Here is a 20,879-nt window from a genome sequence, read left to right as displayed (position 1 = left end):
CCACCGGCGACGGGGGAGGTCAATACCCGATCGCCGTCAGAAGAGCGAGACCCCGGCCAGCCAGCCGCCGTCGATGACGAACGGCTGCCCGGTGATGTACGAGGAGTCGTCACCGGTCAGGAAGAGCGCGAGCCGCGCGACCTCCTCCGGGCGCCCGATCCGCGCGAGCGGCACGAGCTTGCCGTACAGCTGGTCCAGGGCCTCCGCGGGCACGGTCTCCCCGGGGTTGGACATGGGCGTGTCGATCGCACCCGGGCACATCGCGTTGACCCGGATGCCCTTGGGCGCCAGCTCCACGGCGGCCACCCGCGTCATGCCGACGACGGCCGCCTTGGTCGCGGCGTACGAGGTCACCCCGGCCATGCCGGCCAGCGCCACGTAGGAGGCGGTGTTCACGATGGTGCCGCCGCCGGCCGCCGCGAGCAGCGGGGCCACAGTGCGCATCCCCAGGAAGGCGCCGACCTGGTTGACCAGGACGACCTCCTGGAACTCCGCGAGCGGGGTGTCGACGAGCTCGTTGAAGCGCAGGATGCCGGCGTTGTTGACCAGCCCGTCCAGCCGGCCGAAGGCCTCGGTCGCGACGTCCAGGGCCGCGGCCCAGTCCGCCTCGCTCGTCACGTCCAGGTGGACGTAGCGCGCCCGGTCCGCACCGATCCCCTCCGCCACGGCGGCGCCCCGCTCGTCCAGCACGTCCCCGAGGACGACCCGCGCCCCCTCCGCCGCGAAGAGCAGCGCCTCCTGCTCGCCCTGCCCGCGCGCCGCGCCGGTGATCAGCACGACCCGGTCGTCCAGCTTGCCCATGTCCGTCACTCCCTACGCGTCGAGGTGCGGCGCCACGCCGTCGGCGAACGCCTCCATCTGGTCGAGCAGTTCCGCCGCTCCCCGGGCGCGGAACCTCACCTGGATCTGGTCCACCCCCATCGCTCCGTACTCCCGCAGCGACTCGGCCAGCGCCTGCGGCTTCCCGGTCAGCGTGCGCCGCCCCACCGGCCACCCCGGCTCGCCGACGTACAGCGGCTCCGCGATCACCCCGACGGTGATCGGCGTCCCGCCGCGCAACTCCCGCAGCCGGGCGATCTGCCCGGGCATGGCCTTCCGGGAGTCCCCCTGGGGCAGCCAGCCGTCGCCCTTGAGCGCCGCACGCCGCACCGCCGCGGGCGACGACCCCCCGACCCACACCGGGACCGGGCGCTGCACCGGCCCCGGCTTCTGCTCCCCCGCCGCGAAGTGCGCCCGCACCGCGTCGATCGCCTCGTCCAGCAGCGGCCCGCGCCGCTCGAAGTCCACCCCGAGGGCCTCGAACTCCTCCCGGACGTGCCCGGCCCCGACCCCGAGGATCAGCCGGCCGCCGCAGAGGTGGTCCAGCGTCGCGTACTGCTTGGCGGTCAGCAGCGGATGCCGCAGTCCGATCACCGCGACGTGGCTCAGCAGCCGCACCCGCGTCGTCACCGCCGCCAGGAAGGCGAGCGTGGCGACGGGGTCGTACCAGGTGGGGCTCATCGCAGGGGCGAGCCGGGCCGGGATGGCCACGTGGTCGCAGCACCCGATGTACGCGAAGCCGAGCCGGTCCGCCGCCCGCGCGACGTCCACCAGGTCGCCCGGCGGCGCCGCGGCCTCCCACGGCTCCGCGTAGAGGGTGCTGAGCGATTGCACCGGCAACTGCATGCCGTACGCGGTCTTGGTCATGCCGCCATGGTCGGACCTGACGATCCGTCAGACAAGGGGTCGGGTCGGGCCGACGCCGGTCATCGCGTGGCGAACCCGCCGCAGGGCACGCCGATGCCGGACACCGGCGGCCGCGGGCCGTCGACGCCCTCCCGGATGCCGGAAGAAGCCCACCGGGCGGCCGCGCACCGCGTGCGGCGCGGCCGCCGGCAGCAGGCGGACTTCCTCAGCCGGCGGCCCCGCCCTGCCCGGGCCACAAACCGTCCGGGGTCAGCCCCAGCAGCTCGATCGCGTTGCCGCGCACGATCCGCTCGACGACGTCCGCCGCGAGGTGGCCCATCTGGGCCTCGCCGACCTCACGGGACTTGGGCCAGGTCGAGTCGGAGTGCGGGTAGTCGGTCTCGTACAGGACGTTCCCGACACCGATCGCGTCGATGTTGCGCAGGCCCACCGCGTCGTCGAAGAAGCACCCGTATATGTGCTCCCGGAACAGCTCCGAGGGCGGCCGCAGCACCTTGTCGGCCACGCCGCCCCAGCCCCGGTTCTCCTCCCAGACGACGTCGGCACGCTCCAGGATGTACGGGATCCAGCCGATCTGGCCCTCCGCGTACATGATCCGCAAGGAGGGGAAGCGGTCGAAGATCCCCGACATCAGCCAGTCGACCATGGAGAAGCAGCAGTTGGCGAAGGTGATCGTGGAACCGACCGCGGGCGGCGCGTCGGCGGAGGTGGACGGCATGCGCGAGGAGGACCCGATGTGCATCGCGATGACGGTGCCGGTCTCGTCGCAGGCGCGCAGGAAGGGGTCCCACGCGTCGGTGTGGACGGACGGCAGCCCCAGGTGCGGCGGGATCTCGGAGAAGCAGACGGCCCGCACCCCGCGCTCGGCGTTGCGGCGCACCTCCGCGGCGGCCAGCTCCGCGTCCCACAACGGGATGAGGGTGAGCGGGATCAGCCGGCCCCCGGCCTGCGGGCCGCACCACTCCTCGACCATCCAGTCGTTGTAGGCGCGCACGCACAGCAGCCCCAGTTCCCGGTCCTTCGCCTCGGTGAACGTCTGGCCGCAGAACCGCGGGAAGGTGGGGAAGCAGAGGGCGGACTGCACGTGGTTGACGTCCATGTCCGCCAGCCGCTCGGGGACGCTGTAGGAGCCGGGGCGCATCTGCTCGTACGTGATCGCCTCGAGGCGCACCTCGTCCCTGCTGTAGCCGACGGCGGTGTCCAGGCGGGTCAGGGGGCGCCGCAGGTCCTCGTAGACCCACCAGTCGGCGACGGGACCCTCGTCGCCGGGCTCGCCCATGCGCGGGGCGAACCTGCCGCCGACGAAGGTCATCGACTTCAGGGGCGCGCGCACGATGCGCGGCGCGCTGTCCCGGTACGCCGACGGGAGCCGGTCCCGCCAGACGCCGGGGGGCTCGACCGTGTGGTCGTCCACCGAAATGATCCTCGGGAAGGTCTCCATGGGCCCACGGTAGCGCGAATCTGACGGGCCGTCAGCAGGTGTGGGGGCGGCCCGGTTGTCGTGTGCGGCGCCGTTGTGTGTTGCGGTTGCGGTTTCTCCCCCGCCCTCCCGCCCGATTGCCCGGCGCGGTCAGTGACCGCCTCGCTGCGTGCGTTGTGGGGTCGGTGCCGCGCCGGGGTACCTCCTCGGGGCTCGCGGTTTACCCCTACATCGTTCGGCGGCGGGTCCGCCGCTCGTCCCCTGCGGGGGCACCCCGCCACACCCCCTCCTGCCGGTGGGGGCGACTAACGGCCGGACGGGGTTCAGAAGGCGGTCCGGGGTTGCCGCAGGTGCCTTACTCACCCCCCACCGGCCGTCATGCGCCCACACAACGGGAGGGGGTGTGGCGGGGTGCGCCCGGAAGCGACGAGCGGCGAACGCGGTGCCCAATGATGTAGGCGTAAACCGCGAGCGCTGAGGACGTGCGCCGGCGCGCTACCGACCCCAACCAAGCAGAGCGCGGGCCCGCACTGACCGCGCCGGGCAATCGGGCGGGCGGGCGGGGAAACCCCAACCACAACCACAACGGCACCGCACACAACACCCGGCCGCAACGGGACCCGCGGTCACGCCACCCCGGCACCCGGCGCAAGCAGAAGCATGCGCCACACCGCGTCCTCCAACCCGTGCACGGAGGCGATCCACCCCAGGCTGTCCTCCGGGGTCCCCCGGCCCGCCGCGACCGCCAGCTCACCCACCGCGTCCGCGAGGTCGCCGTGCCGCAGCGCGGGCTCCATGCGGCCCCCGCCCAGCCCGTCGGCGACGTAACGCTCGTAGCCGGGCGCCGTGCGCAGGACGCCGACCGGACGCCACTGCTCCGCCAGCCGGTCGACCGGCTCGCCGCCCACCCGGCCCCCGTCGGCCTCCAAGACCTGCGTGCGCGAGCGGTCCACCGAGAGCGCGGTCCACGCGTCGGCGCCGGTGAGCACCATCGCGGGGCGGCAGCGGTCGACGGCCTCCGCGACCGTCCCCGCCCCGTCCGGGCCGCCGCCGACCAGCGGCACCGCCGCCATCCCGGCGTACAGGCACCCGTAGAACGCCCCGGCGAGGTCCGCGCCCTGCGGATAGGCGAGCAGCACCCGGCTGCCCGGCGGCACCAGCCGTCCCAGCCGCGCCGCGACCGCGCGGGCGCGTCGGTCCAGCGCGGCGAAGTCGCAGTCGTACGGCGCGTACGGTCGCCCCTCCGGATGCCGGACGGCCCGGCGGCGCAACGCGGGACCGGGCAACCGGTACACCGACGGCGCCGGCGCACCGCCGCTGCGGCTCCGCGGTCCGCTCACGGCCTGCGGCACACAACGCGAGCACATGGGCGGCTCTCCACCTCCCCGGACGGAACACCCGTCAGACCGACGGCATATGCCCGCACTTCACATGAAACTGGACCGAACATTCCCCGCTACTCCCTGGAACGCCCCTCCCGAAAGCCACCCATAGGTGACCGCGTACGGGTTGAGGCGGCAAACTGGCACAAGCGGCGGAACCGATCGGGATGGTCCCGCCGTCCGTGAAGACTGTTCCGGCTCGTGATGAACGATCGATATACGCGCTCGTCGCGAAGGTACGGCGGCACCTGGGGGCAGGCATGGCAAGCGGTAAGGACCGAGGCGGAGCGCTGCGCTTCGCGGTCCTCGGCCCGGTGCGGGCCTGGCGCGGCACGGAGCCGATCTCCGCCGGGTCGCCACAGCAGAAGGCACTGCTCGGCGCGCTGCTGCTGCGCGGCGGCCGCACGGCCACCGCGCAGGAACTGCTGGACGCCGTCTGGGGCGAGGACCCACCGCCCACCGCGCTCGCGGCGCTGCGCAGTTACGCCTTCCGCCTCCGCAAGGCCCTCGGGGCCGACGCCCTGGCCACCGTCGACGGCGGCTACGTGCTGCACCCGGGCGACGGCTTCGACCTGTTCCTCGCCGAACGGCACCAGGCCGCGGCCGAGAAGGCCCGCGCGGCGGGCGACCTGGCCACCGCCCGCGAGGAACTGCGGGGCGCGCTCGCCCTCTTCGACGGCGAGCCCCTGGCCGGGCTTCCCGGCCCGTACGCCGAGACCCAGCGCACCCGCCTGCTGGAATGGCGGCTGCAGCTCACCGAGACCTGCCTCGACCTGGACCTGCAGGCCGGCTGCCACGCCGAGGTCGTCTCCGAACTCACCGTCCTGTCCGCGGAGCACCCGCTGCGCGAACGACCGCGCGCCCTGCTGATGCTCGCGCTGTACCGCAGCGGGCGGCAGGCCGAGGCGCTGGGCGTCTACGCCGACACCCGCCGTCTCCTCGACGACGAGCTGGGCGTCGACCCGGGCACCGAGCTCACCGAGCTGCACCAGCGCGTGCTGGAGGCCGACCCGTCGCTGCTGCCGCCGCCCGTCCCGCAGGCCGAGGCGGTCGCCGAGCCGGTGCGGCCGGCCCAGCTGCCCGCCAGCGTGGCCGACTTCACCGGCCGCGACGCCTTCGTCCGCGAGCTCGCCGAACGCCTGGGCGCGGCCTCGGTGGACGGCGGGGTCATGTCGGTCTCCGCCGTCGCCGGCATCGGCGGCGTCGGCAAGACGACCCTCGCCGTCCACGTCGCCCACGCCGTCGCGGGCACCTTCCCCGACGGCCAGCTCTACGTGGACCTCCAGGGCACCGACGCCCGGCCCGCCGAACCGGAGACGGTGCTCGCCTCCTTCCTGCGCTCCCTCGGCGTCACCGACTCCGCGATACCCGAGTCCCTCGCCGACCGCGCCGCGCTCTACCGCTCCACCCTCGCGGGCCGCCGGATCCTGACCCTGCTGGACAACGCCCACGACGCCGCCCAGGTCCGTCACCTCCTGCCGGGCACACCCGGGTGCGCCGCGCTGATCACCAGCCGGGTCCGCATGGTCGACCTGGCCGGGGCCCACCTGGTCGACCTCGACGTCATGAGCCCGGAAGAGGCCCTGCTGCTCTTCACCCGCATCGTCGGGGAGGAACGCGTCGCCGCCGAACGCCAGGCCGCCCTCGACGTCGTCGCCGCCTGCGGCTTCCTGCCGCTCGCCATCCGCATCGCCGCATCCCGCCTGGCCACCCGCCGCACGTGGACGGTCGCCTTCCTCGCCCGCAAGCTCAGCGACGAACGCCGCCGCCTGGACGAGCTGAAGGCCGGCGATCTCGCCGTCAAGGCCACCTTCGAGCTCGGCTACGGCCAGCTCACCCCGCAGCAGGCCCGTGCCTTCCGTCTGCTGGCCCTCGCCGACGGCCCGGACATCTCCCTGGAGGCGGCCGCGGCCGTCCTCGACATGGACCTCTACGACGCCGAGGAATTGCTGGAGGCCCTGGTCGACATCAGCCTCATCGAGTCCGCCGCGCCCGCCCGCTACCGCTACCACGACCTGGTGCGCCTGTACGCCCGCGACTGCGCCGAGCGCCACGAGGGGGACGACGCCCGCTGCGCCGCCCTGTCCCGGCTGCTGGACTTCTACCTGGCGTCGGCCGCGTGCGCGTACGAGCTGGAGAACCCCGGCGACCGCCTGCTCGCGCACCTCGCCCCCGTCGGCCGCCCCGGACTGCCCTTCGACTCCCGCGAGGACGGCTTGGACTGGCTGTTCACCGAGGCGGCGGGCCTCCTCGCCGCCGTCCAGCAGGCCGCGGGCGGCGGCTGCGAGGGCCCGATGCGGCGGGCCGTCGACCTGCTGCTCGTGAGCCAGGACCTGGTGGAGTCCGGGATCTACGCGCGCCAGTACGAACAGGCCACGCGCGCCATCGTCGCCACCGCCGGCGCCTGCGGCGAGCCGCTCGTGGAGGGCCGGGCCCGCGTGCTGCTGGGCCAGCAGTTCAGCCTGGCCGGACGACTCGAGGAGGCAGATCGGGAGGCCGAACGCAGCCTCGTCCTGGGGCGAGCCGTCGGCGACCCTCTGACCAGCAGTTACGCCCCCAACCTGCGCGGGATGGTGGCCTTCACGGGGCGGCGCTTCCAGGACTGCGCGGACCACCATTCCCAGGCCCTGGAGGCCTTCGTGGCCGACGGCAACCGGCACGGCGGCGCCGCCGCGCTGAGCAACCTGTCCCGCGCCCAGATCGAGCTCGGGGACGTCTCCGCCGCCGTGGCCTCGGCGGAGCAGGCCCTGTCGATCTACCGCGAGTTGCGGGCCGGATTCCGCCTCGGCAACGGCCTGTACGCGCTCGCCATCGCACGGACGGCGGCCGGTCGCCGCGAGGAGGCCCTGGCGGCGCTCTCCGAGGCGCTCCCCGTCTTCAGAGCGGCGCGGCAGCAGTTCTGGGAGGCCATGTCCCTCTTCCGCATGGCGGAGGTGCACCTGTCCTCCGGCGCCCACCGTCAATCCGCGGCACTCGCCGAGCAGTCGCTGAACGCGCTGCGCGACCTGGGGGGCGAGCTCTACCGCGCGAAGGTGCTCACCGTCCTCGGTCGCGCCCTCGCAGAGGTGGGCCAGGCCGACCGTGCCCGCGCCTGCTGGCGGGACGCCCTGGCGGCCTTCGTCGCGCTGGGCTCCCCCGACGCCGACGAGGTGCGCCGCCTGCTGCACGGTCCGGCCGCCCCGGCGATCGCCGTCTAGGCCTTCCGCACTGCGCAACGCCGCTGATACAGGACATCAACAGTTCCGTTTATCGGTTGATTATCGACGCCTGCCACGATTCCATCACTGCAAGAGCTGCCCGCCTGGTAGCGCACGGGGGTCGTTGCCAGGCGGGCTTCGTATCGGCCCAGTTCCACCCACCAGGGGAGGCACCATGAGCGAGACGGCACCCGAGTCCGGCTCCACCGTCGAGGAAGAGCCGGAAGTCGTCCCCACCGAGGAGATCGAGGAGCCCAAGGTCAAGGGCGACGACACCACGGTCAAGCCCGACAACTGGCACACGCCCTGACCGGCGCCTGACACGGGGGAACGGCTGGCCCGGGGGGGCACGGGGGACAGCACGACGGGGGCACGGGGGACAGCACGACCTGGGGGGCGCACCAAGGGGGGAGCGCCTCCGAGGGGGGAACAGCACGAAGGATCCACGGACCGACTGCGGCGCGGAGGGGGCGCCGCAGTCGGTCTTTGTCATGCCCAGGATCGCGCCGAAGTCCACCGGCGCACGGCGCTTGCGGACCCGCGGGTCCAACGCGGCAGGCTCCCGGCGGAGTCGACACCGCGCATCCCGGGCGGCCCGCGCCGCCTCACCACCACCGCCCCTGGGCCCTCCCCTCACCGGCGGGAGGGCCCGGGCACGCTCCTCATCGTCCCCGTCCCCGCAACTGCGTCTTGAGCACCTTCCCGCTCGCGTTGCGCGGCAGTTCCGCCAGGAACGCGACCTCGCGCGGGACCTTGTAGTTGGCCATCTCCCGCCGGGACCAGGCGATCAGGTCGTCCGCGGTGACCACGGCCCCGTCCCGCCGCACGACGTACGCGCGGCCGACCTCGCCGAGCCGCGGGTCGGGGACGCCCACCACCGCCGCCTCCACCACGTCCGGGTGGCGGGCGAGCGCCTGCTCGATCTCCGCGGGGTACGCGTTGAACCCGCCGACGATGAACATGTCCTTGATGCGGTCGGTGATGCGCAGGTTGCCGTCGGCGTCCATCACGCCCACGTCCCCCGTGTGCAGCCAGCCCTCCGCGTCGACGGCCTCGGCCGTGGCCCCGGGGTCCTCCCAGTAGCCGGACATGACGTGGTAGCCGCGCACCAGGACCTCGCCTGGGCGACCCGGCCCCTCGGAGAGCACCCGCACCTCCGTGTCGGGGATGGCCCGCCCGGAGGTCGCGGCCACCACCTCCGCGGGGTCGCCGCGCCGGCACATCGTCACGGTGCCGCTCGCCTCCGTCAGCCCGTAGGCGGTCAGCACCGTGGCGATCTTCAGCTCGCTGCGCAGCCGTTCCACCAGTTGCAGCGGGATCACGGACGCGCCCGTCACGACCAGCCGCAGCGAGCTCAGGTCGTGCTGGGCCCGTTCCGGGTGGTCGAGGACCGACTGGTGGAGGGTGGGCGGCCCCGGCAGCACGGTGACGCGTTCGGCGGCGATGTTGGCCAGGACGGTGCCGACGTCGAACACCGGCTGCGGGATCATCGTCGCGCCGCGCATCAGGCACGCGATGATCCCGGCCTTGTAGCCGAAGGTGTGGAAGAACGGGTTGACGATCAGGTAGCGGTCGCCCTCCTCCAGCCCGGCCAGGTCCGCCCAGACGTCGTAGACGCGCAGGGTCTGGGCGTGGGTGACCACCGCGCCCTTGGGGTGGCCGGTCGTCCCGGAGGTGAAGGTGATGTCCGAAGGCGCGGAGCCGTCGATCGCGTCGGAACGGGCCCGTACCGCCGCACCGGTGACGGGGTCGCCCGCGGCCAGGAAGTCCTTCCAGCGCCGGTAGCCGTGGCCTTCCGGCGCCGCGTCGGAGAGGACGACGACCTGTTCCAGGTCCGGCAGCGGGTGCTCCTGCGTCGCGCGCCGCAGCGAGGCGACGTAGGAGGTGCCGAGGAAGGCGCCCGTGACGAAGAGCAGCCGGGCGCGGGTGCGGCGCAGCACGTAGGCCGCCTCCGCGCCCTTGAAGCGGGTGTTGAGCGGGACGAGCACCCCGCCGGCGGTGACCGAGCCCAGAGCGGCGGTGATCCAGTCGAGCGTGTTGGGCGCCCAGACGGCGACCCGGTCCCCCGGGGCGATCCCGGAGGCGACGGCCGCCGCGGCGGCACGCTCGACCCGGGCACCGAGCTCCGCGTACGTGACGCGGGTCCGGCCGTCCACGACCGCCTCGCGCTCCCCCCAGCGTCGCGCTGCCTCCCGCACGAGCCGTGGGACGCTGCCCCACTCCAGGTCACCGCGCATGCGCCGAGCACCTCCCCATGAGCTGACTATCCGTCAGATTAGCGATAGCCTGACGGAATGTCAGCATTGAAGGACGCCACCGCGATCGTCGGCATAGGCGCGACTCCCTTCGCCAAGCACCTCCCAGAGTCGGAGAAGGCCCTCGCCTGCCGCGCCATCCTGGCGGCGCTCGACGACGCCGGGATCGAGCCGCGCGAGGTCGACGGACTCGCGTCGTACACGATGGAGGAGACCGACGAGGTCGAGCTGGCGAAGGCCGTCGGCCTCGGCGACCTCACCTTCTTCTCCAAGGCCGGCTTCGGCGGCGGTGGTTCCTGCGCCACCGTCGCCCACCTCGCCGCTGCCGTCGCCACCGGCCAGGCCACCGTGGGCGTCGCCTGGCGGTCCCGCAAGCGCGGCAGCGGTCCGCGCCCGTGGACGAACACCACCGTCCAACTGCCCACCCCCGCCCAGTGGACCCGGCCCTTCGGCCTGCTGCGGCCCGCCGACGAGATCGGCATGCTGACCCGCCGCTACCTGCACGAGTACGGCGCCACCCGCGACCACCTCTTCAACGTCGCCCTGGCCTGCCGCAACCGCGCCAACCAGAACCCGGCCGCGATCATGTACGAACGCCCGCTGACCCGCGAGATGTACATGACCTCGCGCTGGATCAGCGAGCCGCTCTGCCTCTACGACAACTGCCTGGAGACCGACGGCGCCCTGGCCTGCGTCGTGGTCTCCGCCGACCGCGCCCGCGACGGCCGGCAGCGCCCCGTCTACGTCCACTCCGTCGCCCAGGGCCTGCCGGCCCAGCACCACGGCATGGTCAACTACTGGACCGACGACCCCCTGACGGGCCCCGCCTGGACCGCCGCCCGCCACCTGTGGAAGCACGCCGACCTCACCCCCGAGGACATCGACGTCGCCCAGATCTACGACGCCTTCACCGCCCTGGTCCCGCTCTCCCTGGAGGGCTACGGCTTCTGCGCCCGCGGGGAGGGGGGCGCCTTCACCGAGGGCGGCGCCCTGGAGATCGGCGGCCGGCTGCCGCTGAACACCTCCGGGGGCGGGCTGAGCGAGGCGTACGTCCACGGCTTCAACCTCATCACCGAGGGCGTGCGGCAGTTGCGCGGCACCTCCACCGCCCAGGTGCCCGGCGCGCGGACCTGCCTGGTCACGGCGGGCGAGGGCGTCCCGACCTCCGCCCTGATCCTGAGGAGCTGACATGCTGAGCCCCGTCACCGACGACGACGGCGCCCCCTTCTGGGAGTACGCGCGCGCCGGCGAACTGCGCGTCCAGGCCTGCGCGGACTGCGGACGGCTGCGCTTCCCGCCGCGCCCGTGCTGCCCGTACTGCCACTCCTTCGCCTGCGAGTGGCGGCCGGTGAGCGGCCGCGGACGCGTCTGGTCGTACGTCGTCCCCCATCCCCCGCTGCTGTCCGGCTACGCCGAGCAGGCCCCGTACAACGTGGTCCTCGTCGAACTCGCCGAGGACCCCCGGATCCGGCTGGTGGGCAACCTGGTCACGGCACCGGACGCCCGGCTGGACTCCTTCGACCCCGCCCGCATCCGCATCGGCGCCCCCGTGAAGGCGGTCTTCCATGACGGCATCCCGCGCTGGCTTGCGCTGTGAGACGAAGGACGGCGTCGCCGTCGTCACCCTCGACCGGCCGGAACGGCACAACGCGATCGACCTCGCCACGGCCGCGGGGCTGAGCGCGCTCTGGCGGGAGTTCCGCGCCGGCGACGAGGTCCGCGCCGTCGTCCTCACCGGAGCCGGCGACCGCGCCTTCTGCACCGGCCTGGACCGCGCGGTGCAGGTCCCGCAGCCGACCTCGCCCTACGCCGTCGACGACCCGCTGCTGACGGTCGGGCCCAAGGCCAACGACCTGTGGAAGCCGGTCATCGCCGCCGTCAACGGCATGGCCTGCGGCGGCGCCTTCTACCTGCTCGGCGAGTGCGAGTTCGTCATCGCCGCCGAGCACGCCACCTTCTTCGACCCGCACACCAGCTACGGCATGGTCAGCGCGTACGAGGCCATCGCCATGGCGCAGCGCATGCCCTACGGCGAGGTGATGCGCATGGCCCTGATGGGCACCGCGGAGCGGATCGGCGCCCGGCGGGCCCACGAGACCGGGCTGGTCTCGGAGGTCGTGCCCGGCCCGCTGCTGCTCGACGCGGCCCTGCGCGCGGCGGCGGTCCTGGCGGCCCACCCCACCGAGGCCGTGCAGGGCACCGTCCGCGCCGTCTGGTCGGCCCACGAGGCCGCGCGGGCCCAGGCCTTCGCGCACGCGCCGCACCTCATCGCCCTCGGAAACCTCCCGCCCGAGCACCAGGCCCGGCTGTTCGCGCACCGCACCCGGGAGCACCGCGTGCGGTGACGGTGTCCCGGGCCGCGGGCCGGTTCGGCGGGCGCCGGTGGCCTCGCGGTGCGGCCGTCCTGCCGCATCCCGGTGTCGCCGCGGCCCGCCGGAGGCGTCCGGGCGTGCCGCCCGACGTCGCGTTCCCGTGGCCGCCCTTGCTCCCGGACCCCATCGGCGACACCGCCACGTCGGCGGGCACGGGGGCGGGTCGTGGCGCGCGGCGGAACCCGCGTCGACGCCGTGGCCGGAACGCGGTGGACGAAGGTCACCCCGACGCCGCTCGCGTGGCGCCCCGGCCCCCCGCCGCGTAAGTTGGCCGGCGGCGGCCGTCGTCAGCCCCTTCCGTGTGTGGCACGACGGCCGTCAGCCGGGTACGTCACGCGCGCCGGGTGGCCGCCTCGGTGCCCTTCACGGCGTTGAGGGCGTACACGCAGCGGTCCTTGCTGCTCGCGTAGACCACGCCTTCCGAGACGACCGGAGAACCGGTGATCTCCCCGCCGGTCTCCAGCTTCCAGCGCAACTGGCCGCCGCTCGCGTCGACCGTGTAGAGGCAGTGGTCCTTCGAGCCGAAGTGCACCCGCCCGTCGGCCACCACCGGGGAGCCGACGATCTCGCCCTGCGCGGCGAAGCGCCACTTCGGGGTGCCGGAGACCGCGTCGAGCGTGTACAGCGCGCCGCCCGCGCCCAGCATCACCGAGCCACCCGCGACGAGCACCGGCTCCACGCTCTGCCGCTGCTCCGTCGCGACCCGCCAGCGGTCGCGCCCGTCCGCCGGGTCCAGGGCGTACACGGTGCCCAGGTAGTCGGCGACGTAGACGCCGCCACCGGTGACACCCGGTCCCGGCACGTAGGCGGGCGGCGCGAACATCACCGCGGGGGCGTCGAAGCGCCACCGCTCGGCGCCGCTGCGGGCGTCCAGGGCGAGCACGCGGTTCCCCACGGTCACGTAGACCGCGCCGTCGGCGACGACCGGACGGGTCGGCATGGCGCCGCCCTCCCCGGTCGGGTACGACCAGTGCTCCGCGCCGCTCGTCGCGTCCAGGGCGTGCAGCCGGCCGCCGCCGTGGAAGTACACGACCCCGTCCACCACGCTCGGGCCCGACTCGGGCGTCTCGAACTCCGTCTGCGCCCCGCCACGTTCCCAGCGCAGCCGTCCGGCCGCGGCGTCCCAGACCTGCACGCCGCCGCCGCGGGTGCCGGTGACCACGGTCCCGGCGTCCGCGCGGAGCGAGTAGATCCAGCCGTCCACACCGGTGCGCCAGTGCTCGGAGCCGTCCGCGGCGTCCAGCGCGTACAGGCTCGGCCCGTCGGAGCCGTGGATCCGGCCGCCCGAGACCGCCATCGTCCACGCCACGTCACGGGTCTTGAACTGCCGCCGTCCGGTGGCCACGTCCAGCGCGTGCACCTCGAAGGAGGTCACGTAGAGCCGTCCCGAGGACACGACCGGCGTGCCCCACACGTCGTTCGACATGCGGAACCGCCACGGCCGCCATTCACCCGGCGGCACCGCCGGTGCCTGCGGGGCGCCCTGGGGCGCGCCCTGGGCGTTGCCCTGGCCGGGCACCGCTGCCGGCGGGCCCCCGGCCGCGCCGCCACGACCGGCCCAGCCGAGCCCGTCCCCGGCGGCGGCGGTGGCCGCGGCCTGGTTCTTGCGCTCGGCGAGCCGCATCCCGGGCCCTATCGGTGCCGAACCGGCGAGCTGCACCGGTCCGCCCGGGCCCTCGGCGGCGGCCGGAGGACGCGCCACGGGGGGCGCGGGAGGCCGTGCGGGCATCGGGGGCACCGGGGCACCCGCACCGCCGCCACCGGCCGCTCCGGCGCCCGCGCCACCGCCGGGGGCGCCCGGCCCCGCGCCGGGGCGCCCGCCACTGCGCCGTTCCTCTATCAGGCCCACCGCCGCGGGCGGCAGCCACGCGGAGGCCGTTCCGGTGTCGTCACCCGCGGAGGAGAACAGATGCGGCGCCAACTGCGCCTGCAGGTCCGCCGGACTCGGCCGGCGGTCCGCCTCCATGCGCATGCACGCCTCGATGAGCGGCCTCAGGTCGCCGGGCAGACCCGCCAGGTCCGGGCCCTCACGGAGCAGCATGAAGACCGTCTCCACGGGGTTCGCCCCGTGGAAGGGCGCGTGCCCGGTCGCGGCGAACACCAGCGTCGAGCCCAGCGAGAACACGTCGCTGGAGCCGGTGACGCTGCGCGAGTCCTTGGCCTGCTCGGGCGACATGTACGCGGGCGTGCCGACGGCGACGTTCGTCATCGTCAGCCGCGTGTTGGACACCCCGCTCGCGATGCCGAAGTCGATCACCCGCGGGCCGTCCTCCACGACGAGCACGTTGGAGGGCTTCAGGTCCCGGTGGACCAGCCCCGCACCGTGGATCGACTGCAGCGCCTCCGCGACCCCGGCCGCCAGCCACCGCACGGCCTGCACGGGCAGCGGCCCTGACTCGTTGACGATCTCCTCGAGCGAGGGCGCCGGCACGAAGGCCGTCGCCAGCCAGGGCACGGCGGCCCTGGGATCGGCGTCGACGACCGCCGCCGTGTAGAAGCCGCTGACCGCGCGGGCCGCCTCCACCTCACGGGCGAAGCGCACGCGGAACAACTGGTCCTCGGCGAGCTCCGCCCGTACGGTCTTGATCGCCACGCGCCGGCCGGACGCCGAGCGGGCGAGATAGACCAGGCCCATACCGCCGGCGCCCAGCCTGCCCAGCACCTCGAAAGGGCCGATCCGTCTCGGATCGTGCTGCGTCAGCTGCTGCACCACTGCCCTGCCACCTCCCCGTGGGTTCCCCCCATCCCGGGGTCCGTCCCTGATTCTTCCTGGGATGAGTATCAGTTGCGAACCCGGGGCGGTGTCGACACGCGATTACCTTTGATTCGGTTGCGGATCCGCGCGCGTTCAGGACGGCTTCTCACCGACCGTGGTACCGGGATCGATCAGGGCGAAATGGGCACCCTGGTCGTCGCTCGCCAGGAGGAACCGGCCGAAAGGCGAATCCATCGGACCCATCGTGACCCGGCCCCCGAGCCGCGCGACCGCCTCCGCGGCGCGGTCGGCGTCGGAGACGGCGAAGTAGACGACGAAATGGGCGGGCAGTTCCTCGGGGAAGCCCTTCCCCATCCGGAAGCGGCCGAGGACCGCCTTGTCGGGGGTGACCTCCTCGCCCTCGGGGACGAAGATCCGGAAGTCGATGGCCTCGTCCTCGATCCGCTTGCTGCCGAAGCCGAAGACCTCCTCGTAGAAGGGGTCGGTCCGCTCGGTCTCGCGCGTGTAGACCTCGGTCCAGATGTAGGAGCCCGGGACGCCGGTCGCCTCGAAGCCGCCGTGCGTGCCGGCCTGCCACACCCCGAACACCGCGCCGCCCGGGTCGGCCGCCATGAGCATCGTGCCGAAGGGCCCAACGGGCATGGGTTCCATGATGAGTTGACCGCCCGAGTCACGGATCCTGCCCGCGGTGGCCCGGATGTCGGAGGAGGCGAGGTAGAGGTTCCACACCGTCGGCATCCGGCCGTCCGGCTTGGGGGAGAGCGCCGCGACGTTCTTCCCGTCCGGGCCGTACGCCTGGGTGTACTGGCCGTACTGCTCCTCCCCCTGCCCGAAGGTCCAGCCGAGCAGTCCGCCGTAGAAGCGCTTGCCGGCCTCCAGGTCGTTGAGCATGGCGTCGGCCCAGCAGGGGGTGCCGTCGGGGTGCGCGGCCATCTCGTCCTCGATTCGTCCGGTGATGCGGCTGGCGATCCCGATTCACGTGGGGATTCGCGTGGATCGACGGAGTGTCTGACTTGACACGTTATCGGCGGATCCCCCGCCGCGCCCGAGGAGAAATCGAACACATGGCCTTCCCCATTTGCAGGCACCGAATCGCGCGCTGATCACCAGCCCGTAAACTGACGGCATGACAGGACAAGTTCGCACCGTCGACGGCCGTGTGGCAGGGCGCCGGGGACAGGCGACGCGGCAGAAGCTGCTCGACTGCCTCGGCGAAATGCTCAGCACGTCGCCGTACCGGGACGTCAAGGTCATCGACGTCGCCCGGATGGCGGGTACCTCCCCCGCAACGTTCTACCAATACTTCCCCGACGTCGAGGGCGCCGTCCTCGAGCTCGCCGAGGAGATGGCCAAGGAGGGGGCCGCGCTGACGGACCTCGTCGCCGGCCGCTCCTGGGCCGGCAAGTCCGGCGCCACGGCGGCGGAGGAACTGGTCGAGGGCTTCCTCTCCTTCTGGCGCAAGCACGACGCCATCCTGCGCGTCGTCGACCTGGGCGCGGCCGAAGGGGACAAGCGGTTCTACAAGATCCGCATGAAGATCCTCAACCCCCTCACCAACTCCCTTTCCGACTCGATCAAGGAGCTTCAGGGCAAGGGCCGCGTCGACAAGGATGTCAGCCCGGCAGCCGTCGCCGGATCCCTGGTGGCCATGCTCGCCGCGGTCGCCGCGCACCAGAAGGGCTTCCAGAGCTGGGGCGTCAAGCAGGCCGAGCTGAAGCCGAACCTCTCGCTGCTGGTGCACCTCGGTGTGACGGGCAAGAAGCCGACGCGGTGACGCCGCGGCGCTGACGCCCGCCTCCGGCGGCATTTTTGATCTACGTTCACGTCGAAGTCCTGCCTGCAACGACGCGGGCGCCGACCGGTCCTCGGGGGAGGTTGCCGGCCCTGGCGCCCGCGTTGTCCTTTCCGGGGCTCCGCCCTACGGCTCTACGGCTCCACGGCCCTGCCGCCGCCCGGCTCCCCGGGGACGAGCCGGAACAACCGGATCCGTCGCTCCACGCGCCGCGCGTAGGTCGCGTACGGCGGCCAGAACTCCAGCAGCGCCGCCCACACCGCCTCGCGCTCCCCGCCCGTCAGCAACTCCGCCCGGACCGGGATGTCCCGGCCGCGCCAGCTGACCTCCGCATCGGGGTGCTTCAGCAGGTTCCCCGTCCACGCCGGGTGGTCCGTGCGCCCGAAGTTGCTGCCGACCAGCACGAAGGTCCCGCCCTCCTCGGGCATGCAGGCCAGCGGGGTGCGCCGGGGCAGCCCGCTGCGCGTGCCGGTGGCGGTGAGCACCAACCCGGGCAGCATCCGCGCGCTGAGCAGCACCCTGCCGCGGGTCAGCCGGTGCACGAACCGGTCCACCGCCGGGACGACATGCGGCCCGACCCTGGCGAACGCCCGGGTCGACGACACCTTCTGCACGGCGGTCCGCAGCACGCTCATGCCGCCGCCCTCCCCTTGGTCGTGGTAGCGGTCGTGGGCGTGGGCGTGGGCGTCGGTGGGGACGCGGTCGCGGGCGTGGGTGTGAAGAGGCCCGCCCGCTCCGCCGCGTGGGCCCGCAGCGCGTGCACGGGGCCGAAGAGCAGCTCGTCGGAGGCGGCCCGCTTCACGTACAGGTGCGCGTGGTGCTCCCAGGTGAAGCCGATGCCGCCGTGCAACTGGACGGCCTGGCCCGCGGTGGCGCGCAGCGCCTCCAGGCCCTGGGCGAGCGCGAGCGGCGCCGCCACCGCGGCGTCCGGCGCCTGCTCCGGGGGGCTCCCGACGGCCCAGGCGGCGTAGTAGGCGGCCGAGCGGGCGGCCTGGACCTGGACGTACAGGTCGGCGAGACGGTGCTTGACGGCCTGGAAGGAGCCCACGGGCCGCCCGAACTGCTCCCTGACCCCGACGTACTCCAAGGTCCCCGCGAGCGCCTGGGAGGCCGCCCCGGCGGCCTCCGCGGCCAGTGCGGCGGCGGCCAGGACACCCGTACGGGCGAGCGCGGGGCGCGGATCACCCGCCTCCTCCCCGCCCAGGGGCTCGGCGGGGACGTCGCGCAGCTCGACGCGGGCCTGCGGGCGGGTCTCGTCCAGGGCGGTCAGCCGCCTGCGGACCAGGCCCGGGGCGTCGCCGGGGACGAGGAAGAGCCGGATCCGGCTGCGGGCGTAGCCACCCGTATGGGCGGCCACCAGCAGCAGCCCGGCGCCGGGGCCCCCGAGCACCTGGTCGGCCTGCCCGTACAGCCGCCAGACCCCGTCCGCCCTGCGGGCCTGTACGCCGCCCGCGCGGCCGCCGCCCGCCCAGTCACCGGTGTTGGGGCCGGTGAGGCCGAGGGCGACCAGGGGCGCGGCAAGGGCCGCGGACTCCCCGGAGGCGAGGCGCGGGAGCAGGGCACGGCGCTGGGCGTCGGTGCCGAGCGCCTCGACCAGGGGGGCGGTGAGCACGGTCGTGCCCAGCAGCGGTGAGGGCAGCAGCGCCCGGCCGGTCTCCTCGCAGGCCAGCACCAGTTCCGCCGGGCCGCAGCCGGCGCCCCCGTACGCGGCGGGCAGGGCGAGGCCGGGCAGCCCCAGCGACCGTGCCAGCAGCCGCCACAGGGCGCCGTCGTGGCCCTCGGGGGTGCGGGCGGCGGACTTCACCTCGTCCGGTCCGCAGCGTTTGCGGAGCAGTTCGCGCAGGGTGCGGCGGATCTCTTCCTGCTCCTCGGTGAAGGCGGCGTCCACGGCGAGCTCTCCTCCCACCTCGGGGGATCCGGCGGCGTCCGGAAACCCCGAATCTGATGTACCGTCAGATTCATGGCTCAGGGTCAGGGTACTCGCAACGGCCGCGAAGTCGCCGTCCTCGGCGTCGCGTTGTCCGACTGCGGCAGGGTCGACGACGCCACCCCCTACACGCTCCACGCCCAGGCGGCGCGCCGCGCGCTCGCCGACAGCGGGCTGCCGCGGTCGGCCGTCGACGGCTTCGCCTCGGCCGGGCTCGGCACGCTCGCGCCGGTCGAGGTCGCCGAGTACCTCGGACTGCGGCCGCGCTGGGTCGACTCGACCTCCGTCGGGGGCGCGACCTGGGAGGTCATGGCCGCGCACGCAGCCGACGCGATCGCCGCCGGGCACGCCGACGTCGTGCTCCTGGTCTACGGCTCCACCGCCCGTGCCGACCTCAAGGCCGGGCGGCGCACCGCCAACCTGTCCTTCGGGACGCGCGGGCCCCTGCAGTTCGAGGCCCCGTACGGGCACACGCTGATCGCCAAGTACGCGATGGCCGCCCGCCGCCACATGCACCGGTACGGCACCACCGCCGAGCAGCTCGCCACCGTCGCCGTCCGGGCCCGGGCGAACGCGGCCCGCAACCCCGACGCGATGTACCGCACGCCGATCACCGTCGACGACGTCCTGTCCGGGCCGGTGATCGCCGACCCGTTCACCAAACTGCACTGCTGCATCCGCTCCGACGGCGGCTGCGCGGTGCTCCTGGCCGCCGCGGAGTACGCGCGGGACGCTGCGCCGCCGCCGGTGTGGGTGCTCGGCTCCGGCACCGCCGTCTCGCACGCCACGATGTCGGAGTGGGACGACTTCACGGTCTCCCCCGCCGCGGTCTCTGGGCGGCTGGCCTTCTCCCGCGCGGGCGTCACCCCTGACGAGATGGACCTCGCCGAGATCTACGACGCCTTCACCTACATGACCCTGGTCACGCTGGAGGACCTCGGCTTCTGCGCCAAGGGCGAGGGCGGGCCCTTCGTCGTCGCGTCGCCCCTGCCGGTCAACACCGACGGCGGCGGGCTGTCCGCCTGCCATCCCGGCATGCGGGGGCTGTTCCTGCTCGTCGAGGCGGTACGGCAGTTGCGGGGGGAGGCGGGTGAGCGCCAGGTGCGCAGGCCCGGTGGGGCGCTGCCGGAGCTGGCCGTGGCCTCGGGGACGGGCGGCTGGTTCTGCTCCTCGGGGACGGTGGTGCTGGGACGGGACTGAGGGTCACGGGCCCTTGCCCCGCCCCTACGCCCCGCCGGGGCTCCACCGCCCCCTCGGGCGTCAGCCGGTGACGGCGACCGGGGCGTCCCAGTCGCTGCGGTCCACGGTGATGGTGTAACCGCCGCGGGTCTCCTTGCTGTTGACCATGTACTGGTGGCCGCGGCGGTGGCCGGTCCACAGCGACGTGGAGAACGGCCAGTCCGTGGTCGTGGTCTTGTGCTCGTCCCACAGCGCGTACCAGAGGATGTCCGGCAGGTCGGTGCGGTTGGCCGCCGTGGCGACGGCCTTCGCGCTGGAGCTGCGGAAGCCGTAGAAGCCTGCCCAGTAACCCTTGGCGTGCACGGCCTTGTCCCACGCCCGGACGTACGCGAGCACCGCGTTGTTGCACGAGGTGTTGGTGACGTCGTACGACTCCATGTCCAGGTACACGGGGCTGCCGGCCTTCATCCCCAGCGCCGACGCCTTGGCCACCGCGTCCGCGCCGTCCGTCGCGCCCAGCGAGGCCGCCGTGGAGGCGGTCAGCTTCTCCGGGTTGCGGCTGGTCTGGCACGGCGGTTGCGCGCCCACGTAGAGCGGGATCAGCTTCCAGCCCGTGGCGCTGACCGACTTGACCCAGGACGCGGTCAGGTTCGGCTGCGCGCACCCCCGGTTCTTGCCGCCGACGTACACCGCGGCCGCACCGTAGAACCCGTTGTGCCACGCCTTCATCGCCGACGCGGAGGGCGCCGTGCAGGTGTCGAACGCCCGCCCCGTGTAGACCTTCGGGGCCGGGCGCGACACCGTGGTCGCCATCGAGGCCCCCGCCGCGACACCACCGCCCACGAGCACCGCGGCCGCCGCCACCGCCCAGGCGATGTAACGACGCTTCTTCGACATCCGGTGACCGGACATCCCCACCCCATTCACGACACGGGACGCACCGCACCGGGTGC

At 73.9% G+C, this 20,879-nt stretch carries 17 protein-coding genes; 7 read left to right on the top strand and 10 right to left on the bottom strand.

Annotation, left to right across the window (positions count from 1 at the left end):
- Positions 1-36 precede the first annotated feature (36 nt).
- The 4 genes from ACFV3E_RS07730 to ACFV3E_RS07715 all read right to left on the bottom strand — a co-directional run bounded on the left by ACFV3E_RS07730 (position 37) and on the right by ACFV3E_RS07715 (position 4,446).
- On the bottom strand, positions 37-801 hold the full coding sequence (locus ACFV3E_RS07730) for an SDR family NAD(P)-dependent oxidoreductase (RefSeq protein ID WP_500368732.1): 765 nt from the start codon (positions 799-801) through the stop codon (positions 37-39).
- 12 nt (positions 802-813) lie between these two features.
- On the bottom strand, positions 814-1,686 hold the full coding sequence (locus tag ACFV3E_RS07725; RefSeq protein WP_500533901.1) for a TIGR03619 family F420-dependent LLM class oxidoreductase: 873 nt from the start codon (positions 1,684-1,686) through the stop codon (positions 814-816).
- Positions 1,687-1,891: 205 nt separating this feature from the next.
- Positions 1,892-3,127: an amidohydrolase family protein gene (locus ACFV3E_RS07720; protein WP_500533900.1), complete on the bottom strand. Its 1,236-nt coding sequence runs from the start codon at positions 3,125-3,127 to the stop codon at positions 1,892-1,894.
- 605 nt (positions 3,128-3,732) lie between these two features.
- Positions 3,733-4,446, bottom strand: a complete 714-nt coding sequence (locus ACFV3E_RS07715; RefSeq protein ID WP_500533899.1) for an AMP-binding protein — start codon at positions 4,444-4,446, stop codon at positions 3,733-3,735.
- 302 nt (positions 4,447-4,748) lie between these two features.
- Here ACFV3E_RS07715 and afsR point away from each other — a divergent pair, with 302 nt between their 5' ends.
- Both afsR and ACFV3E_RS07705 read left to right on the top strand, forming a co-directional pair.
- Complete coding sequence (gene afsR, locus ACFV3E_RS07710; RefSeq protein ID WP_500533898.1) at positions 4,749-7,685, top strand: SARP-family global regulator AfsR; 2,937 nt, start codon at positions 4,749-4,751, stop codon at positions 7,683-7,685.
- A gap of 175 nt (positions 7,686-7,860) precedes the next feature.
- Positions 7,861-7,995, top strand: coding sequence for a hypothetical protein (locus ACFV3E_RS07705; protein WP_500533897.1), 135 nt, complete (start codon positions 7,861-7,863; stop codon positions 7,993-7,995).
- 352 nt (positions 7,996-8,347) lie between these two features.
- Here ACFV3E_RS07705 and ACFV3E_RS07700 read toward each other — a convergent pair whose 3' ends face one another.
- Positions 8,348-9,922, bottom strand: coding sequence for a FadD3 family acyl-CoA ligase (locus tag ACFV3E_RS07700; RefSeq protein ID WP_500533896.1), 1,575 nt, complete (start codon positions 9,920-9,922; stop codon positions 8,348-8,350).
- A gap of 57 nt (positions 9,923-9,979) precedes the next feature.
- Between ACFV3E_RS07700 and ACFV3E_RS07695 the strand changes: the two genes are divergently transcribed.
- Genes ACFV3E_RS07695 through ACFV3E_RS07685 form a run of 3 tightly spaced genes read left to right on the top strand, consistent with a single transcriptional unit; the run spans position 9,980 to position 12,285 of the window.
- Positions 9,980-11,128 carry a lipid-transfer protein gene (locus ACFV3E_RS07695; RefSeq protein ID WP_500533895.1) on the top strand — a complete coding sequence of 383 codons (1,149 nt, stop codon included), beginning with the start codon at positions 9,980-9,982 and terminating at the stop codon, positions 11,126-11,128.
- A 1-nt stretch (position 11,129) separates the two neighbouring features.
- Complete coding sequence (locus ACFV3E_RS07690; protein WP_499512408.1) at positions 11,130-11,537, top strand: Zn-ribbon domain-containing OB-fold protein; 408 nt, start codon at positions 11,130-11,132, stop codon at positions 11,535-11,537.
- Positions 11,506-12,285 carry an enoyl-CoA hydratase/isomerase family protein gene (locus ACFV3E_RS07685; RefSeq protein ID WP_500533894.1) on the top strand — a complete coding sequence of 260 codons (780 nt, stop codon included), beginning with the start codon at positions 11,506-11,508 and terminating at the stop codon, positions 12,283-12,285. Before ACFV3E_RS07690 ends, ACFV3E_RS07685 begins: the two co-directional genes overlap by 32 nt.
- Before the next feature lie 358 nt (positions 12,286-12,643).
- Here ACFV3E_RS07685 and afsK read toward each other — a convergent pair whose 3' ends face one another.
- Together afsK and ACFV3E_RS07675 are read right to left on the bottom strand one after the other, a co-directional pair.
- A complete protein-coding gene (gene afsK, locus ACFV3E_RS07680) occupies positions 12,644-15,025 on the bottom strand; it encodes a protein serine/threonine kinase AfsK (protein WP_500533893.1) in 2,382 nt (793 codons plus the stop codon).
- 135 nt (positions 15,026-15,160) lie between these two features.
- Positions 15,161-15,961, bottom strand: a complete 801-nt coding sequence (locus tag ACFV3E_RS07675; RefSeq protein ID WP_500533891.1) for a VOC family protein — start codon at positions 15,959-15,961, stop codon at positions 15,161-15,163.
- Between the two features lie 193 nt (positions 15,962-16,154).
- Here ACFV3E_RS07675 and ACFV3E_RS07670 point away from each other — a divergent pair, with 193 nt between their 5' ends.
- Positions 16,155-16,802, top strand: a complete 648-nt coding sequence (locus ACFV3E_RS07670; protein WP_499512412.1) for a TetR/AcrR family transcriptional regulator — start codon at positions 16,155-16,157, stop codon at positions 16,800-16,802.
- Between the two features lie 152 nt (positions 16,803-16,954).
- Here the strand turns inward: ACFV3E_RS07670 and ACFV3E_RS07665 are convergent, their stop codons facing one another.
- Both ACFV3E_RS07665 and ACFV3E_RS07660 read right to left on the bottom strand, forming a co-directional pair.
- A complete protein-coding gene (locus tag ACFV3E_RS07665; protein WP_500533890.1) occupies positions 16,955-17,455 on the bottom strand; it encodes a nitroreductase/quinone reductase family protein in 501 nt (166 codons plus the stop codon).
- Positions 17,452-18,708 (bottom strand): acyl-CoA dehydrogenase family protein, encoded by a 1,257-nt coding sequence (locus tag ACFV3E_RS07660; RefSeq protein WP_500533889.1) that lies wholly within the window; start codon positions 18,706-18,708, stop codon positions 17,452-17,454. The genes ACFV3E_RS07665 and ACFV3E_RS07660 overlap by 4 nt, the downstream gene beginning before the upstream one ends.
- Positions 18,709-18,780: 72 nt before the next feature.
- On the opposite strand from ACFV3E_RS07660, the gene ACFV3E_RS07655 reads away from it, so the two are divergent.
- Positions 18,781-19,947 (top strand): thiolase C-terminal domain-containing protein, encoded by a 1,167-nt coding sequence (locus tag ACFV3E_RS07655; RefSeq protein ID WP_500533888.1) that lies wholly within the window; start codon positions 18,781-18,783, stop codon positions 19,945-19,947.
- Positions 19,948-20,007: 60 nt separating this feature from the next.
- Here the strand turns inward: ACFV3E_RS07655 and ACFV3E_RS07650 are convergent, their stop codons facing one another.
- Positions 20,008-20,838: a glycoside hydrolase domain-containing protein gene (locus tag ACFV3E_RS07650; protein WP_500533887.1), complete on the bottom strand. Its 831-nt coding sequence runs from the start codon at positions 20,836-20,838 to the stop codon at positions 20,008-20,010.
- Positions 20,839-20,879 lie beyond the last annotated feature (41 nt).

This window comes from Streptomyces sp. NPDC059718 (assembly GCF_042733315.1).
GTDB lineage: Bacteria > Actinomycetota > Actinomycetes > Streptomycetales > Streptomycetaceae > Actinacidiphila.
The sequence above is the reverse complement of the archived record's forward strand: the minus strand, read 5'-3'. Positions and strand labels throughout refer to the sequence as shown.